Annotated in this window: 20 protein-coding genes; 13 read left to right on the top strand and 7 right to left on the bottom strand. The window is 38.4% G+C overall.

What is annotated here, in order from left to right; translation table 11 throughout:
• Nucleotides 1-3: 3 nt before the first annotated feature.
• The 4 genes from FHK88_RS13800 to FHK88_RS13785 all read right to left on the bottom strand — a co-directional run bounded on the left by FHK88_RS13800 (nucleotide 4) and on the right by FHK88_RS13785 (nucleotide 3648).
• Entirely contained in the window at nucleotides 4-438 is a 435-nt protein-coding gene (locus FHK88_RS13800; protein WP_227431340.1) for a DUF962 domain-containing protein, read from the bottom strand.
• Nucleotides 439-508: 70 nt separating this feature from the next.
• Nucleotides 509-1234, bottom strand: a complete 726-nt coding sequence (gene pnuC / locus FHK88_RS13795) for a nicotinamide riboside transporter PnuC (RefSeq protein ID WP_227431300.1) — start codon at nucleotides 1232-1234, stop codon at nucleotides 509-511.
• A gap of 99 nt (nucleotides 1235-1333) precedes the next feature.
• Complete coding sequence (gene nadR / locus FHK88_RS13790; protein WP_227431299.1) at nucleotides 1334-2386, bottom strand: multifunctional transcriptional regulator/nicotinamide-nucleotide adenylyltransferase/ribosylnicotinamide kinase NadR; 1053 nt, start codon at nucleotides 2384-2386, stop codon at nucleotides 1334-1336.
• 170 nt (nucleotides 2387-2556) lie between these two features.
• Entirely contained in the window at nucleotides 2557-3648 is a 1092-nt protein-coding gene (locus FHK88_RS13785) for a hypothetical protein (protein ID WP_227431298.1), read from the bottom strand.
• Between the two features lie 337 nt (nucleotides 3649-3985).
• Between FHK88_RS13785 and FHK88_RS13780 the strand changes: the two genes are divergently transcribed.
• The 5 genes from FHK88_RS13780 (at nucleotide 3986) to FHK88_RS13760 (ending at nucleotide 9331) form a co-directional block, all read left to right on the top strand.
• The gene (locus FHK88_RS13780) at nucleotides 3986-4204 is read left to right on the top strand and encodes a PspC domain-containing protein (protein ID WP_227431297.1); all 219 of its coding nucleotides are present in this window, start codon (nucleotides 3986-3988) and stop codon (nucleotides 4202-4204) included.
• Nucleotides 4205-4546: 342 nt separating this feature from the next.
• Nucleotides 4547-5491 (top strand): glycine--tRNA ligase subunit alpha, encoded by a 945-nt coding sequence (gene glyQ, locus FHK88_RS13775; RefSeq protein WP_227431296.1) that lies wholly within the window; start codon nucleotides 4547-4549, stop codon nucleotides 5489-5491.
• 75 nt (nucleotides 5492-5566) lie between these two features.
• Nucleotides 5567-7660 (top strand): glycine--tRNA ligase subunit beta, encoded by a 2094-nt coding sequence (gene glyS, locus FHK88_RS13770; protein ID WP_227431295.1) that lies wholly within the window; start codon nucleotides 5567-5569, stop codon nucleotides 7658-7660.
• Nucleotides 7661-7867: 207 nt separating this feature from the next.
• Entirely contained in the window at nucleotides 7868-9034 is a 1167-nt protein-coding gene (locus tag FHK88_RS13765) for an AI-2E family transporter (protein WP_227431294.1), read from the top strand.
• A 51-nt stretch (nucleotides 9035-9085) separates the two neighbouring features.
• Entirely contained in the window at nucleotides 9086-9331 is a 246-nt protein-coding gene (locus tag FHK88_RS13760; RefSeq protein ID WP_227431293.1) for a hypothetical protein, read from the top strand.
• A 174-nt stretch (nucleotides 9332-9505) separates the two neighbouring features.
• Here FHK88_RS13760 and FHK88_RS13755 read toward each other — a convergent pair whose 3' ends face one another.
• Nucleotides 9506-10783, bottom strand: coding sequence for a sodium/glutamate symporter (locus tag FHK88_RS13755; protein WP_227431292.1), 1278 nt, complete (start codon nucleotides 10781-10783; stop codon nucleotides 9506-9508).
• A 236-nt stretch (nucleotides 10784-11019) separates the two neighbouring features.
• On the opposite strand from FHK88_RS13755, the gene FHK88_RS13750 reads away from it, so the two are divergent.
• Complete coding sequence (locus tag FHK88_RS13750) at nucleotides 11020-12129, top strand: hypothetical protein (protein ID WP_227431291.1); 1110 nt, start codon at nucleotides 11020-11022, stop codon at nucleotides 12127-12129.
• 41 nt (nucleotides 12130-12170) lie between these two features.
• On the opposite strand, the gene FHK88_RS13745 is transcribed toward FHK88_RS13750, so the two are convergent.
• Entirely contained in the window at nucleotides 12171-12881 is a 711-nt protein-coding gene (locus tag FHK88_RS13745; RefSeq protein ID WP_227431290.1) for an ankyrin repeat domain-containing protein, read from the bottom strand.
• A gap of 151 nt (nucleotides 12882-13032) precedes the next feature.
• Between FHK88_RS13745 and FHK88_RS13740 the strand changes: the two genes are divergently transcribed.
• The 7 genes from FHK88_RS13740 to FHK88_RS13710 all read left to right on the top strand — a co-directional run bounded on the left by FHK88_RS13740 (nucleotide 13033) and on the right by FHK88_RS13710 (nucleotide 17402).
• Nucleotides 13033-14214: a 4-phosphoerythronate dehydrogenase gene (locus FHK88_RS13740; RefSeq protein WP_227431339.1), complete on the top strand. Its 1182-nt coding sequence runs from the start codon at nucleotides 13033-13035 to the stop codon at nucleotides 14212-14214.
• 39 nt (nucleotides 14215-14253) lie between these two features.
• Nucleotides 14254-14919 (top strand): hypothetical protein, encoded by a 666-nt coding sequence (locus FHK88_RS13735; RefSeq protein WP_227431289.1) that lies wholly within the window; start codon nucleotides 14254-14256, stop codon nucleotides 14917-14919.
• Between the two features lie 13 nt (nucleotides 14920-14932).
• Nucleotides 14933-15916 carry an EF-P lysine aminoacylase EpmA gene (gene epmA / locus FHK88_RS13730; protein ID WP_227431288.1) on the top strand — a complete coding sequence of 328 codons (984 nt, stop codon included), beginning with the start codon at nucleotides 14933-14935 and terminating at the stop codon, nucleotides 15914-15916.
• Between the two features lie 108 nt (nucleotides 15917-16024).
• On the top strand, nucleotides 16025-16210 hold the full coding sequence (locus tag FHK88_RS13725; protein WP_227431287.1) for a type II toxin-antitoxin system HicA family toxin: 186 nt from the start codon (nucleotides 16025-16027) through the stop codon (nucleotides 16208-16210).
• A gap of 120 nt (nucleotides 16211-16330) precedes the next feature.
• Complete coding sequence (locus FHK88_RS13720; protein WP_227431286.1) at nucleotides 16331-16741, top strand: type II toxin-antitoxin system HicB family antitoxin; 411 nt, start codon at nucleotides 16331-16333, stop codon at nucleotides 16739-16741.
• A 37-nt stretch (nucleotides 16742-16778) separates the two neighbouring features.
• Nucleotides 16779-17036: a DUF2281 domain-containing protein gene (locus tag FHK88_RS13715; protein WP_227431285.1), complete on the top strand. Its 258-nt coding sequence runs from the start codon at nucleotides 16779-16781 to the stop codon at nucleotides 17034-17036.
• Nucleotides 17037-17039: 3 nt separating this feature from the next.
• Nucleotides 17040-17402, top strand: a complete 363-nt coding sequence (locus tag FHK88_RS13710; RefSeq protein WP_227431284.1) for a type II toxin-antitoxin system VapC family toxin — start codon at nucleotides 17040-17042, stop codon at nucleotides 17400-17402.
• Nucleotides 17403-17492: 90 nt separating this feature from the next.
• Here the strand turns inward: FHK88_RS13710 and FHK88_RS13705 are convergent, their stop codons facing one another.
• On the bottom strand, nucleotides 17493-17696 hold the full coding sequence (locus FHK88_RS13705) for a zf-HC2 domain-containing protein (RefSeq protein ID WP_227431283.1): 204 nt from the start codon (nucleotides 17694-17696) through the stop codon (nucleotides 17493-17495).
• Nucleotides 17697-17788: the final 92 nt, after the last annotated feature.

Genomic DNA, 17788 nt, shown 5'->3' with positions numbered 1-17788 from the left:
TCATCATGAGTTTATGATGGAGTCTGCCAACCATGCAGGACCAATAAGTAAAAACTGTAAATCCTCAAAAAAAGAAGGCTTTTTTCCTTCTATCTTATGTCCAATAAATTGACCAATCCAAGCCACCACAAACAATGCTGCCCAAAACTTAAACCCTACAGGTAGTAGGGTAATAAGCAATAGACACAAAGACATAAAAATGCCCATTGCTAAAAATAAAGGTGTGGATAGGCGAATATAAAACAATAATACCAGTGCAGCGAGTATCAGTGTTAACCAAACAGAAAATGAAACTGACATGCCAGCAATACAAGTAAAGATGACAGGGACACAAACCCAGTGGATTTTTTTATTGATGGGGTGTTGATGGCTGAGTGCATAGTCTGCTAGCCACTGCTCAAGCGGAGCGTTTTGATTTGAAAAATGAACGAGCCATATTAACCTCCTTGTTAATATATGGATATATGGATAATTAAATGAGTTAATGTTCAATAGAGCTTAGGCTGGTCTAGGCTAGTATTTCGCTATCATCTTGCTCATTACGATACCATTCATATAACCCCACAATGGCATTAACCTGATATACCATGGTTTGAATCGCAAAAATATAATTACCTGTAATCAAGTTAACCGATAGCCATATCACATTAGAGATAATCCATAGCCACCAACTAAAGGCATAACGCATAATCATAGTTGCTTGTGCAGTAATGGCAACCACAAAGGCGGCGACATTTATCCAATAAAACTGGTCATTATCAATATTTAAAAACTGATACTGATCCATTAACTGATTAATATAGGGAAATAAGAACAGTCCAATCACAATAAAGGCAATGGTTACTAACCACACCAGCTTATTGGCAGATTGCGGTATCATCTGTCCGTCACCATCGCTGTGCTTACTCCAATAAAATAGCCCCGCCACATGGGTGGTTGAGTTAAATGCTGGTGTTAGCATCAAGCCGACCGCACCAGAAGTAAACTGGACGATAATTTCACCAATATTTGCTAATAATCCCAGACCATTGCCCAGAATGTTTTTACGAAATGACAGCGATACCACGCATAACAGACCAATAAAAGATACACCCAAATAAAACCAGTCTAATCCTGTATGTTGTGTAAACTTCCAAAATCCTGTTGATAGAGCGATAACACCAGCGATAAACCAGCCAATCGTCCAATGTACAGCCCATTTTCCAGTAATGTTATCTAATAGTTTAATACGCATCTGCGTCCTCGCTATATTGGTGTTAATAATAAGAGCTGACTTTATTTAATGTTAAATTGAATAATAGCAAACTATAAAAAATTAACAGCAATTATCATGTTAGCGATGGTAAACGTGACTATCAATATAAGCGATGGCTTGTTGATAACGCTCATCATAGTCAGGGCTACTGATACGATATGGCTCTATTTGATGGCGTGCAAAAATCTCACTCAAACGTGCCTCAAAACGCTCACGAGCATCTGTGTTACCTAATGAGCGCATACCATCAGCAACCCAAGGCGTGTTATTGGCTAAAAATAGGGTATGGTCAAAGCGAAACTCATCAATACATGCACTGACAAAAGGGTGAGTACGTCCTTCATATTCCTCACAAAATGCCTGTGTGGTAACAAAATCCGTATCAACAAGTGTGACAGGCGCAGGCGCACGATATTTAGCCATTCGTACTGCTTCGGCATGGTCAAGAGTAATGGGTGCATAGTCACTATATTGTAGTCCAATTTCACTGCCACCCAAGTCTGTATTGACATACAAACGTCCCATTTCTAATGCGTAGCTTGCACCATAGTAGTTTGCCAGCTTATGTAGCAGAGTCGTTTTGCCTGAGCTTTCACCACCCACTATGGCAACTGTTCTGGTGTAATTATAGCGAGCTTCAGGGTGAATTTTGTCCCAATGTGCAATCGGGTTTTGAGCAATATCAAATGAGTTAAAGTTTGGTTGTAGCGGTGTGCTGGCAATGGGTAAGTATAAGTCGGTATATTGTGATGCTTGTGCTAAAGGGTGGTTTTCGGCAACGAATAAGACAGCATCAGTCGCCTGCTCTTCGGTAATTGGTAGTGCAGAAAAGAGATGTTTAAGTTTGGCATTACTTTTATGTATATCAATATGTGCCGTATCAAAGCGGTCATGCACAGGTAGTGTAATTTCGTCACTGGTGTGAATTTGGATAAAGGGTAGATTGGCACAGGCAAGCTGTAGCCAGCGCGCTTTATCCTGTAGGGTCACAGGATAGTTAGGATTGGGGGCAGGGTGAGGAGTGATAATGACATGTAAAGTTTGTACTTGACCAGAGGCATGTAAAATACTACGCATTTGCCCAAGATGAAACGGCTCAAAATGTCCAATCATTAATCCTGTGGTTTGCATATGGTTGTTCCTATGATTGTAGTGCTGATGATTATTTCTAAACGTACTTGTATAAGTTGGCTTTTAGAAGTGACGGATATTATCAATATGTTGTTTGCAAATATTGTTATCAATTGACTATATCATTATTTTTGATGTTTTTAGAGGTATAGTTTTCAAATGGTGTTTTTTCATTCTGTCTTTGTTTGCATCAATGAAGTTTGCACGACATTTGTTTGGGCTAACGATACAGGAGATATGACATAATCCCCCAGATAGCCTTGATAAAGCGTCACTGGATAAGATTGTTTTTTTTGTAATGAAAAATTGAGATGCTGACTATAGACAGTAAAATATTTTGGCATTAATGGCAACTGTTCACTATCCCAATGTTGATAGTTGAATGATATATTTTGGCTTTCTAGTGTCGCTGTGATGGTTGTTGTAGGTAACTGTTCTTGTGTGACTTGATACTCATTGATGAGCATCACAATATTGGTCATTAGTAAAAATAATAGTGCGGGAGTTAATGAGTACCATAGAGATATGGTCATAGTTTTTAGCTGCTCAAGGGGGGTGTTTTTATACGACTTTTTGACAGCAGTTGCAGCAATTGATGATAAAAGAACAAAGACTAAAAGTCCCCATGATTGATAGTTAATATGTACCATTTGTTTGGCAAATATGGACAGTAGTAATAAAACGACTAATAACTGATTGACCCTAACTGCCCATTTTAATTTTTTATCATAATACTTAATTTGGGTAATATCTGGAGTGCAGTCAAATTTACCTTTAATATCAATATTTGGTATTCGTTGCCGTAGATCTTCGATTAACTGTGGTAGATAGTGACATTCACCTGTTGAAATATGAAACTTTAAAACCTGATAGCCTGAGACAAACATATCATCACGGTGCTGATAAATACATACATATTGCGTACCATCTTTATTTGGTTCAATCTCAATAGAAGGTGGTGGTGTATGAGTCAGTGGCATACTCTTTAATCGAACATGTCCAAAGTAATAACTGAGCCTATCTGCACTTAACTGCCAATACCCCTTCGCTCCAATATGCCAACCGTATATGATAAGTAGTAACCAAGCCCACCATGTACCATGCTGTAGTTTATTTAACAAAGCCATAAATAAAAATTGTGTGGTATCTTTTTGCAGATATAGCATGGTAAGCAAAAAAACTATTGAATGATAATTATAATGTTGCTTAGCATACCGTGTGGTCTTAGGCTTATTATCAGGTATGGTTGGGTATGTTGACATAGTTTTGCTATCCTAGCTTATAATTATCATTGTCTTTTTATTATTATTTATAATAAATACTTAATTATAAATGAAAAATAATTCCCCCTGAAATATTTTGAAATATCTTTTCTTAAATCAATAGGTTATAAGGAGGCAAGGATAGATTGATGTAAGCTAAGTTAGCATAACATGACAAACTTTGAGTAAATAGTGTACAGTTTTAGTAATAATGAGTAATAAATAACCTTTATAATCATGCCAATGATTGAAAATAACAGACCACCCCCTTATATCAGTTTATAAGAATATGACATTATCCTTTAACCCTTTATCATGGATTTTTTAGGAGACCATAATGAACAGACTGGTTAAGTTACATCGCTCTCGCCAACATCGTATGATTGCTGGTGTAATGGGTGGTATTGCAGAATATTTTGGCTGGTCACCAACTGCCACGCGGATTTTATTTGTTGTGATTTCTTGTGCAAGTGCTGCTGTACCCGGTATTTTAATTTACCTGATACTATGGCTTGTGATGCCTAATGCAACACCTGCATCTTACCAATCTTCCTAAGATTCCTAAGCTTCCTACGTCTTTAAAGATTAAATCTTTTAAAGATTTAGTTTCTCTGGATTATATCAATAAAAATTAGAGCAATTTTTGTTGATACATGTTTCCTCCTGCCCAGATGCTAACCCGTCTGGGTATTTTTTTATCCAATAACTTGCCAGAGTTGTGGAAAAGTTGAGAGAAGGTATGGATAAAATTGCTATTTTTTAGTAAGGTGGGCAACTAAAATTGCAATTTAAAAAATACGTGTAGATTTCTCTGATAGACCAGATAGTTTGGGTGTTATTAGTAGACAGTTGGCACTGGTATTCTCTTCAATTATCTAAATCTTATAATGGCAATGCTATGACCTTTCAAGAAATTATCTTAACCTTACAATCTTACTGGGCTGATAAAGGCTGTGTGGTACTACAACCCTATGATATGGAAATGGGCGCAGGCACATTTCATACTGCGACTTTTCTGCGCTCATTAGGTCCTGAAATCTGGAACGCTGCCTATGTGCAGCCGTCACGTCGTCCCACTGATGGACGCTATGGTGATAACCCCAATCGTTTGCAGCATTATTACCAGTTTCAGGTTGTCCTAAAACCAAATCCACCTGACATTCAAGAGCTGTATTTAGGCTCATTACAGGCATTGGGCATTGACCCATTGACCCATGATATCCGTTTTGTCGAAGACAACTGGGAATCACCAACGCTTGGTGCGTGGGGGCTTGGTTGGGAAGTATGGCTTAATGGTATGGAAGTGACCCAATTTACTTATTTCCAGCAAGTCGGCGGTATTGAATGTTTCCCAGTTACAGGTGAGATTACCTACGGGCTAGAGCGTCTGGCGATGTATATTCAAGGTGTGGATAGTGTGTATGACCTTGTATGGACAGATGGTCAGTTTGGTACGGTAACTTATGGCGATGTGTTCCACCAAAACGAAGTGGAGCAATCAACCTATAACTTTGAACATGCTGATGTAGCGAAGATGTTTGAGCTGTTTGATTTCTATGAACAGCAAGCAGATAAGTTAGTATTAGAAGGGCTACCATTACCTGCATATGAGATGGTACTAAAAGCCAGCCATACTTTTAATTTATTAGACGCTCGTGGGGCAATTTCGGTGACAGAGCGTCAGCGTTTTATTTTACGTGTGCGTACACTGGCTCGCAAAGTGGCGTTAGGCTATGTTGAGGCTCGGGCAAAACTTGGCTTCCCATTGGCAGATGAGGCTCATCGAGAAGAAGCTTTGAAAAAATATTTGCCAAAGGATACAGAGGCTGAGCCAGAAAAATAAAGTAGAGAAATGACGCATTATTGATGTTTTTAACTGACCTATTGAACCGATATACGAATATAAATAGAGAATCCCATGACCACCATTTTATTTGAACTTGGCTGTGAAGAGTTGCCACCTAAAAGCCTAAAACCATTACGTGATGCTTTACAATCAAGCGTTGAGATGCAACTTAAAGACGCTGATATTAGTTACCAAACGCTTAAAGCCTTTGCTGCCCCAAGACGGCTTGCCATTCAAATTGAAGGCATTGCTGATAAACAACCTGATAGAGTAGAGCAAAAAAGAGGTCCTGCATTAAAAGCGGCTTATGATAGCGAAGGAAATCCTACCCGAGCAGCACAGGGTTTTGCTCAAGGTTTGGGTATTGATGTTAGTGAGCTGATTACCATCAATACCGACAAAGGTGACTATATTGGTTATGAGCAGACCATTCATGGACAAGCAGTCACCGAGCTGTTGCCTGCCATTTTCCAAAAAGCCCTTGATACATTGCCCATCGCTAAGCGTATGCGTTCGGGGGCAAGTAGAGAAGAATTTGTGCGTCCTGTGAAATGGTTGGTATTGATGCAAGATGATAAAGTGATTGATGCCACCATTCAGGGGTTAAAAGCAGATAACAATACATTAGGTCATCGTTTCCACTCAGCAGATAAGTCCGAAATCACTCACGCTAAAGATTATGAGAGTGTGCTTGATTCTGCCAAAGTGATTGCCGATTTTGACAAACGCCAACAGATGATTGTTGAACAAGTTAATAAGTTGGCAGGTGAAGTCAATGCTACCGCCATCATGCCCCAAGATTTGCTGGATGAAGTCACTGCATTGGTTGATTTACCAGTTGCCCTGCGAGCCAGTTTTGAAGAGCGGTTTTTGCAAGTGCCACAAGAGGCATTGATTTCGACCATGCAAGCTGACCAAAAATATTTTTGCTTGACTGACAATGATGGCAAACTGCAACCTTATTTTATCTTTATCAGTAACATTGAATCCAAAGACCCAAGCCAAGTGGTTGCAGGAAATGAAAAAGTCGTACGTCCTCGTTTGGCGGATGCGGAGTTTTTCTTTTTACAAGACCAAAAACAGCCCCTATTTGCCTTAACTGAAAACCTAAAAAATCGTGTTTTCCAAGACCAACTGGGTACAATTTGGCAAAAATCAGAACGTATCGCCAAATTATCAGCATTTATCGCTACCCTGCTTAAAGAGCAAGGTAAAGATATTGACGTTGAACAAGCGACGCGAGCTGGTATTTTATCCAAAGCGGATTTGGCAAGTAGCTTGGTCGGTGAATTCCCTGAACTACAAGGGGTGGCAGGTACTTATTATGCGCGATTAAATGGCGAGCCAACTGCGATTGCAGATAGTATCGAAGAGCAGTATTTGCCCCGCTTTAGTGGTGATAAACTGCCACAAACACCGATTGGTATTTGCTTGGCACTGGCTGACCGTATTGATACCTTGGTGGGGATTTTTGCCATTGACCAAGCGCCGACAGGCTCAAAAGACCCGTTTAGTTTACGTCGTTCTGCTATTGGTGTGTTGCGTATTTTGATTGAAAACAAGCTACCTATTAACTTGGTGAGTTTGATAGAGCAAGCCATCAAAAATTATAACGCTGATGGCGATAATAAAGTGTCTAAGATGGGTGAGACCTTTACCAATGTGATGGAGTTTATCAATTCTCGCTATCGGGCGATGTATACCGAGCAAGGCGTAAGCGTGGATACCATTCAAGCGGTACAAGCGATTAACCCACATATGCCACTAGATTTTGACCAGCGTATTCGTGCGGTACAAGCCTTCCGTGAGCTACCTCAAGCGGCAACTCTTGCTGAAAATAACAAACGCGTTGCCAATATCTTGGCAAAAGCTGATGTTGAAGTAGCGGACAGTGTTAATGCCGATTTGCTTAATGAAACTGCCGAGCAAAACTTATATCAAGCAGTTGTGACGGCTCAGCAAACGCTTAATCCCTTGTTAGAAACTGCCGATTATCGTCAAATTCTGCAAACTTTGACTCAGCTTGCCGAGCCACTTACCGAGTTTTTCGATAATGTGATGGTCAATACAGACGATGCCCAGCTAAAAGCCAATCGTTTGGCTCTGCTCAAGCAGGTCCGTGCGTTATTCTTAACAGTTGCTGATGTGGGTGAATTGCAGATTTAGGAGGTTAGTCAACCAGCCGAATAGATTATTAGCGTGCTTATTATTGAATTTTAAAATGCGATATCTGGTTTCAGGTATCGCATTATTTTTATCGACTTATAAAAATGTAAGTAAAAGTTACAAGCGGATATTATTTATTTTCATAAACCTAGTGCATAATGATTATTCTTCTTCCACTCTTATTTTAATTGCTTGGTCTACTCAGCTATGATGGAACATTGGACAAAAGAATTGGTTATCCAGCGTCTTCTTGCCGTTACCTTATTGGTGGCACTCTTTATTTTATGCTTTCAGGTCATACAATTTTTTATTGTGCCTGCATTGTGGGCAGCAATATTAGCGTATGTAACCTTTCCAATTTATAAATTTTTTCATCATAAGGTTAAGTTTAGCCCTGATTTCAGTGCCGCTATCATGACGGTCACTATCTCTTTGATGATAGGTGTGCCATTAGTCATTGGAGTATTTATACTGCAACAAGAGGCAATTAGCTTATATACGACTTTAATCCATCGTATCAAAGTTGGCTATGTGGATTTGCCAGAGAGTATTAAAAACTTACCAGTGATTGGACAGCAGATTAAAGACACTCTATGGGAGATTAACAAAGACCCTGAAGGCTCGATGGCAGCCTTTAAAGCATGGATAAACTCACATCTGTATTATGGAAAAGTGGCATTGGATGTGGTGCTAAGTAGCCTTGCTAAGCTGGGTATGGCATTGATGACACTCTTTTTCTTTTACCGTGATGGTGTGAGTCTGGTGAAGCAAATTCGTCAAGCCCTACGCAATATCATTGGCAATCGTATTGATGATTATATCGACTCGGTGGGTGCAACCACCCAAGCGGTGGTGTATGGTATCGGTCTGACAGCATTGGCTCAGGCACTGCTGGCAGGGGTTGGTTACTTTTTTGCAGGTGCGCCCAGTCCGATTTTGCTGACCTTGATGACTTTTGTAGTAGCACTTATTCCATTTGGTACGCCGTTTGCGTGGGGTGGGGTGTCGCTATGGCTACTATCACAAGGTCATGCTACTGAAGGTATTGGCTTGGCACTGTGGGGTATCTTTGTGATTAGTTGGGTGGATAATTTGATTCGCCCGATTGTGATTAGTGGGGCAACCAAAATCCCCTTTATCATCATTTTTATAGGTGTACTTGGTGGTTTGACTGCATTTGGCTTTGTGGGTTTGTTTATTGGACCTGTGGTATTAGCGATTGGGCTGGCAGTATGGAGAGAATGGATTAGCCAGCATAAAAATGAGATTTTTGCCCCTAAAGAGAAGGTGCTAGATGATGAGCAAATGCTGGCACATGTACAAGCAGGCAGTGGTATTGTGGCAAGTGATGATGTGAAAAAAACAGATAAATAAAAATGGGAAGTGTTATAAATGTGATTGATGATACTATTGGGAGTATCAGATATGCTTTTATTGATTTGGATATTCGTATTTTGTTTGATTAGTATAGTCAATGCGTGGATAGTCTTCTTTGATGGGGCAAAGCGAATTGAAGGCTGGCTATCCGTTTTTGTTGTAGGTCTGGTGGCTTGGGATTGGAATGCCGAGCAAATTAAGCTATATGTTTTGATTACATGGTTTGGTGTGGCTGTATTATTTTTATATGGCTTATTTAATAGTGACTTTAGGGCTGAGTATTTGATGTATTAGTCATTAAATGAAGTATTAACAGGCAAATTAAAATATCAAAAGTCATTATTGATTTGGAAAAAATTTATTTGGCTAAAGTTGACAAATCACTAAACCTTAAATCAAAACGGGATAAACTGATTAAAGTTTATCCCGTTTTTTATAATAATATGAATGATTTAAAGATTAATCATATCATTGTAAAAATGGCAGTTGGGTAAATACCTGTAAAATCGTGGCATTTACAATATCTACAAAAAATGCCCCCACCATTGGCACAATCAAAAACGCTTTATGTGAAGGTCCATAACGGTCAGTGACCGCCTGCATATTAGCAATCGCTGTTGGTGTTGCTCCCATACCAAAGCCGCAATGACCTGCTGCCAGCACTGCTGAGTCGTAATCTTTACCCATGACTCGAAAGGTTACGAAGTAAGCAAAGGCAATCATTAGTACCGTTTGCGCGACCAAAATGAGTAACACAGGTCCTGCCAAGTCGGTCAATTCCCACAGCTTTAATGATAATAATGCCATTGCCAAAAATAGCGATAATGATGCGTTACCCAAAACATCAATGGCACGGTCAAACATATCAAAATCAAAAATGGTCGTTAGAGCATTACGGATAATCACCCCACCGCCCAATGCCCAAACGAAAGTGGGCAACTCAAACCATGTGCCTTTTGCCACCCCAGTCATCACATCAGCAAATGCCAATGCAGCGGCAAACAGTGCCAATGTCTCAATGGTTGATGAGGCAGTGATTAGGCGAATATTATCTGGCTTTTCAAAGACTTCTTTATTGGCACGGTCTTCATTTTCGCTATGTTGCGTGCTATATAAAGACTGCTCACCTGCTAATTTTTCGACACTACTTTGTTGCTCTGGTGCAGGTAGTGGCTGAACGCCTAACTTTTTAATCAAACGTTTTGCCACAGGACCACCGATTAACCCCCCTGCAACCAACCCATAAGTGGCACAAGCGATACCCAGTGTGGTTGCCCCTGCAATGCCATATTTTTCTTCAAAGACACCACCCCAAGCACCTGCTGTACCATGACCACCTGTCAGAGAAATAGAGCCAGTCACCAGTCCAAGTAAAGGGTCTTGTCCAATGAGTGCCATCAAGCTGACCCCGAGTAAATCTTGTAAAAAGATATAAACGGATACCACGACTAAGAATATCATCAGAGGTGTTCCACCTGCCTTTAGCCGTCCAAAATCAGCGCTTAGCCCGATTGAAGCAAAGAACATCAACATACAAGCCGTCTGTAGCTCTTGCTGAAAGTTAAAGCTATAGCCAAAGAATATATTTAATGCATAGACGATAATTGCCGCAACCAAGCCACCTGCCACAGGTTCAGGAATATTAAACTCTGATAAGAATTTAATTCGTTTGACCAAAAACCGCCCAAGCAACAAAACGAGGGTCGCTAGAATGAGGGTATAATACCCATTTAATGTGATTTCCATAAAAAGTTCACCTTTACTAACAAGTGGTTAGTAATATTTAGGAATTACCAATAAAAAGTAAAGGTTTTAGGGTAACGCATATTATTTGTAAAAGTAAATAGTATTTTTGGTGAGTTATGGGCAGTTTATGAGTAATAGAATAATTGTAATTGATTTAAGCAAAAGATAATATATATTTAATTAATAAGCAGGTGTTTGGTTAATTCATAAGGATATAGCTTCATAGGGGTATAGTCATGCAACAAAAAATGGTGATGGTACAAAGTTGCTCTAATGCTCAAACTTTTTATCAAAAGCCAAGTAATTGGGTTGCCATTAGCCTGATAGTCAGTTATGTTGCTGTTGCAATATTGATTTTTTTTGATTATATAGCTGTTGATGGCATATTAAAATATGCTTTATTTGTACTGTTTTTTATTATAACTTGCTATTTTTATCCTGTTATCAAAATAGATTCATCAGGAATAGGTATCTATCGAGGATTTGGGCGGTGGTGTTGGCGTTATGTACTATGGCAGGATATTAAGAAAATAACACTTGAAAATAAAAAACGCTCAGATCAGAAGAAAATCAATGATAAAGAATGTACTACCATTATTGTTATTAATACCAGTATTAAAAATAAGCTAGCAAATCAATATATTAAATTACCATTGTTTGACTATCTTAATTCAAAAGAGCTGTATTTTACTTTATTGCAATACTATCCTTTTGATAAAAAGCCTTTTTATAAACAACCTGTGTTGTATGATTATAAAAAAGAAGTATTTTATGAAAAGATATTAGTAAATTTATATTTTATTTTATTTTTAGTGATGTTTCTGTCATGGCAGATGAGTAATTATATCCATTATGAGCATATTAATGAAGTTTCAATCACCAGTCTATTAGGGTTTCATTGGTTGATGGGGGATATGGTAATTTTTATTGCTATAATGATAATATCCAGTATTATATTTCCTAATATTCCTGCACCATTTAACTCAGAAAAATCAAATATATTATTCACTATGGCTCTAATAATTTCTGCTGTTTTTATTATTTTGGTGCAAGGATTACAGTTATATAATGAGCAACACCCTTTAAAGGCAATCACTGCAAACTTTACTTATCAAGAGCAAACACAAAGTTCTCAATATTGGCAAGCTCAAAATCTAGCATTACGCCAAAATGATAATGAATTTTCTATCAAAAAATCCTCACCCATCGCCAACCCCAATCTTAAAGTGGGCAAAACCTACCAAATCCAAGTGTATCAAGGCAAGTATAGTGATTATTTTATCAAGCCTGATGGGTTTTATTATGCAGTAGTGGTTGCTGATAGGGCTGGTAATAAAAGTGAGTAATCAGAGTGAGTTATTTCTATATTATGTATTTTTTTAGGTATTTACTTTGCCCCTGCTTGAATAAGAATTTTCATGATGTTTTTATTTCTGGCAAGATAGGCTTTATATAATGCAGTATTACCATCTTTATCTTTTGCATTGACATCAGCCCCTGCTTGAATTAATTCTTTAACAATGGTGGTATATCCTAGTATAGCGGGAAACATTAATGGTGTATTACCATCTTTATCTTTTGCATTAACATCAGCCCCTGCTTTGATTAATTCTTTAACACTGGCGGTATCTCCTATAAAGACAGAAACCATTAATGGCGTTTCCCCTTCTTTATTTTTTATATTCATATCAGCCCCTGCTTGAATTAAAGTTTTAATAATGGCTGTGTGTCCCATTATGCTGGCATTATGTAAAGCGGTGATACCAGCCTTACTTTGGGCATTAATATCAGCCCCATTGTTAAGCAAAACTTGTGTAGAAGGGACGTATCCATAGAAGGCAGCATACATTAAAGGGGTGTAACCACTATCATCTTTTGCATTGATATCTGCTCCTGCCTCAATCAATGCCTTTGCTTTTTTTATATCATCATTTTCTATGGCTAAATGTAATGGCGTAGTGCCATTTTCAACCACTTGTACGTTACTACTAGTCGTGGGGTTAGATGTATTGGCATAACTGATAGGTGAGATGATGGCGATAGAAATAGCCGTATATAAGACGGATAGGTGATAAAAAAACTTTGGTATGGTTGACATAAATATGTCCTAATGGTCAGTTATTGATTGTATTCAATGGCTTATTTAATATTAGTTATTTACAATAGTATAATCCCTATTTTTATTAAGTGTAGATGATAATAAATATAAAACCTATATTTAATAGATTATTCGAATTAGTCAATCAGGAATCCCCATGCTCACCATCATTGCCGACAGTAATATTGCCCATTTACACGATTATTTTAACGCTCAGACATTAGGGACAGAAGTTAATGTTATCGCCATGATAGGGCGAGAGATTAACGCTGAAATAGTGGCAAAATATCAGCCAGATGCCTTATTAATTCGCTCGGTAACACCAATCAATCAAGCTTTATTAGCGGATAATCATAGCGTCAAATTTGTTGGCTCAGCGACTATTGGTACTGACCATGTTGACCAAGCCTACCTTGCCAGTCGTGGTATTGCATTTGCTAATGCCTCAGGTTGTAGCAAACATTCGGTAGCACAATATGTATTAACCGCTATTTTGACCTTACGCCCGCAGTATTTATCTAATCAAAACCCATCATTAAACGCACAGCAAACTCCCTTAATTCCCACTACGCTAACAATCGGTATTATTGGGCTGGGTAATATCGGTAGCACATTGGCAAAATATGCCCAAGATTTGGGCTGGCAAGTATTAGGCTATGACCCCTTATTACCGCCGTCCGACATTAATAATGCCAGTTTGGATAAAGTGTTGATGGATAGCGATGCGATGAGTTTACATGTACCACTGACAACGATTGAGCAAAGCCCATATCCCACCTCTCAACTGATAAATAGCAAAACATTGGCAAAAATGCCTACGGATAGTTTGTTGATTAACTCTGCTCGGGGGCAAGTGGTTAGTGAAAGCGATTTATTGGCAGATATTGCTAAAACAGGGCGGTCAGTGGTGTTAGATGTTTTTGAACATGAACCTATGGTCAGTGAGCAACTACTATCCTCACTTGCCATCGCCACGCCACACATTGCAGGATATACTCTTGAGGGTAAACTACGTGGTACACAGATGATATTTGATGCGTTTCTTAAAGTATTTATGATTAGAAATGAGAATGAACAGATAGGCATTAACTTATTTAATCAACTATTACCACCAAACCCTTATCATTGGCATGATTTAAAACAGCAGTTAAAAGAACAGTCAAAACAGCCATTAAAATCTAGCCCTGAAAAATTAGCAGAATTTTATGACATTATGGCTGATGACAAATTATTGCGTGATGTTTTAGATAAACAAACAGGGCAAGTCAATGGAAAAGATTTTGATAAATTACGCAAAAATTATTTATTAAGGCGAGAGTGGTTGTTTGATTAGCTATCATTAATAATTTTATAAAATTAATTTGGGGTTTTTATGAATAAAAGTAAAATAAAATATAAAAAGATTAGAGGTATTAATCGGCGAATAAGACACATTCATCAATGGGGAGAAAATCATCTAAATTTAGATGTTGAGTATTTAAAGCAATATCAAAGAGATTATGTGAAATTTTGGGTCAAGCCTTGGGATAGTATTACATTGACCAATAGCATTTATCCTGAACCTACTGGTAAATGCCAGCAGTTATTAATAGAGTATTTGATAAAAATAATGCTATCTTGGCAAAAAACATTAAATATTCATTATCCAGAATTTTATTTAAATATTTGGCTGTTTGAAGGGCATATTAACCGTTCACAAGTGGTGTGTGCAGTGCAAGATTATGTGCACTTTTATGACAGGACATTTGAACCAATAAGTAATGATAACCATAACTTAAGCATTTCACAATCACAACATTATAATGACCATACAGACAGTCTTTTGGATAAATTTGAATGGTCACAATATCGAGAAATTCGTGGTTACAATTTAAATGATGATGAAGTTAAAATGATGTTGGAGGATTTTGAGCCATCAGCATTTTTAGCACAAAAGACCATCAATGGTACAGATTATCAAATGGTTGAAATAGATAGAGTGTGGTTGATTGATTGGCAAAAAACCAATGAAAATAAAACAGCAATAAAAGATAAATAGGGCAGATAAATCCATGACAAACCAAAGCTACCACCCCACAATCAGCCTTGAGATGGCAGTTAAACGGGCAGAAATACTGGCAAAAATCCGTCAGTTTTTTGCTCAGCGTGACGTTTTAGAAGTACAAACGCCGTTGCTATCGCAGGCAGGCAATACCGACCTATTTTTGCAATCCGTATCAGCAAATATCACCCACCTTGACCAGCCCAAAACTTACTATCTGCACACCTCACCAGAGTTTGCGATGAAACGCTTGCTTGCCAGTTGGCATGTGCCGATTTATCAGATTTGCCCTGTATTTCGGGATAATGAGGCGGGCAGTCGTCATAATATCGAATTTACCATGCTGGAGTGGTATCGCCCTGATTATAGCTTGTCGCAACTTGGCAATGAGCTTGCCGAGCTGTTGGCAATGCTGTATGGCTATCCTGTGATTTTTGACCATTACCGTTATGTTGATGCGTTTATGGATTTTGTTGGTATTCACCCATTTACCACTTCGGCTGAAGTGCTATCAGCAGTTGCTGAGGATAAGGGCATTGTCAGCGTGGGATTGGCAGAGGCGTTGGGTGATGACCGCCAAGCATGGTTGGATTTGCTATTTAGCCATGTGGTTGAGCCACATTTGGGCAAAGATTTACCCACGCTTATCACTGATTATCCGCCTGCCACTGCTTCATTGGCAAAAACTGCCACCGATAAAGATGGCAATCTGGTCGCCAAACGCTTTGAGCTATATATAAATGGTATTGAGATTGCCAATGCGTATGATGAGCTAGCCGATGGTCAGGCTTTACGCCAACGCTTTGAGCAGGATAATGCTGAACGAGCAAAACGAGGTTTACCTATCATGCCGATAGATGAGCATTTGCTACAAGCCTGTGATGATTTGCCCCCGTGTAGTGGCATTGCGGTGGGGATAGATAGGCTGTTGATGGTGCTGACAGGGGCAAGTTGTATTGATGAAGTGATTGGCTTTGGGGTGGGGAGGGCTTAGCAATAAATATTCTTAATAACTTGAATTTATATAACTCTAGGGTTATTATTTGTATGTGTTATCAGCAAAGTACCAGCAAAATAAATGATAGAAGTGAGCTAAATAAATATGAATAGCCGAGAGATAATTCAAAAGCTAGAATCAGTAGGCTGGTATGAGGTGCGTGTCAAAGGTAGTCATCATCATTTTAAACATAAAGTGAAGTCTGGTGTTGTTACTGTGCCTCACCCTAAAAAAGACTTACCCATTGGTACAGTAAGAAGTATCTTAAAACAGGCTGGTATTGAGTCGTAGTTAAGTAAATTATCGCACCTGTAAATTTAGGCATTAATAAAAGGTGCGTGGTCATATAGGCTGGTAATTAAGTAAGCCTATATAAACAAAATCACACCCAAACGGGTGAGGGGAAATAAAATGTTATATCCAATAGTTATCGAACATGGCGATGAGCAAACCGCATTTGGTGTGATTGTGCCTGATATTGCTGGCTGTTTTTCAGCTGGTGATACGCTTGATGAGGCAATGGAAAATGTAAGAGAAGCCATTGCAGGACATTTAGAATTATTGGCAGAAGATGGTGAGGAAATTCCACTTGCCAAAACAGTGGCTTATCATGTTAATAATCCAGAATATCAAGGTATGACTTGGGCAGTGGTCGATATTGATGTCAGTCGCTATTTGGGCAAAACTGAAAAAGTAAATGTCACCCTGCCAAGTCGCCTGATTCATCTAATTGATGAAAAGGTTGCCAGTGATAAAGCTCGCTTTAAAAGTCGCAGTGCCTATTTAGCAAGTTTGGCAGAAAAGGAATTGATACAGGGTTAGCAGTTTTAGGTGACAATTATCATAAAAAAGAGGCTATATGATGGCTACTATTACCGAAGAAATATACAATCAAGTGCAATCCTTACCAGAAAATTTGCAAATGGAAACTTTAGAATTTGTTAATTTTTTGCAGTATCGTTTAGCACAACAACAAAGCAAACAGCTTGATAATGTATCGTTAGCAGATATTTTAGAAGATATTAGTCAACATGGTACGACATTTAGCGATATCAAAGACCCTGTGGCATGGCAACGAGAACAGCGTCAAGATAGAGAGATATTAGGGCGAGAATAAAGCATGTTAATTGACAGTAATATTATTATTTATTCTTTGCAACCTGATTTTGCTTATTTACGTCAGCAAATTTTTAGTCAGACAGTATCAGTTTCTGCCATTAGTCAACTGGAAGTATTGGGTTATCATAAGTTGACTGACATTGATAAAAAAGGATTTGAGAAATTTTTTGCAGGTTGCGATATTCTTAATATTACCCCTTTAATTATTACAAAAGCAATCGAGTTAAGACAAGATAAAAAAATGTCTATGGGTGATGCAATTATTGCCAGTACCGCATTATGCCATCAAAAGACTTTGGTCACTCGTAATATCGCTGATTTTGATTGGATAGCTGAATTAAAAGTTCTAAACCCTATAAAATAAAAGTGAATCCAAATGAATGGACATAAACTCAGCATTTTAATCACCAAAGATGCCCCGATTGCCTCAATTTTCGGTGAGTTTGGCTAATAACTATTCACCACCTTTTTGATTTTCCTGCCCCTCTACCTCTTTTAAGGTTTTCATTATCTGACTTAACGTATCTGTGTTTTTATAAAAGGCACGACAGCCTTTGCACATCATAACATGGGTATGTAGTTGGAACTTTTCGCCAGTGCTTAATGGACGGTCTTGAGCGTCACTGGCAAGTTGGGTAATTTGTTGACAATTTTTCATAAAAAACGATTGCCTTAATAATCTTTAGATTAAAAAATAAGAAGATAGTTGTAAAGTAGTGTTTTAAAAAGTATGCTCCCCCTCCCTAACCC

Origin of the sequence: Psychrobacter sp. I-STPA6b, assembly GCF_020662265.1 — a bacterium.
In the GTDB taxonomy this organism is placed as follows: domain Bacteria; phylum Pseudomonadota; class Gammaproteobacteria; order Pseudomonadales; family Moraxellaceae; genus Psychrobacter.
The sequence above is the reverse complement of the archived record's forward strand: the minus strand, read 5'-3'. Positions and strand labels throughout refer to the sequence as shown.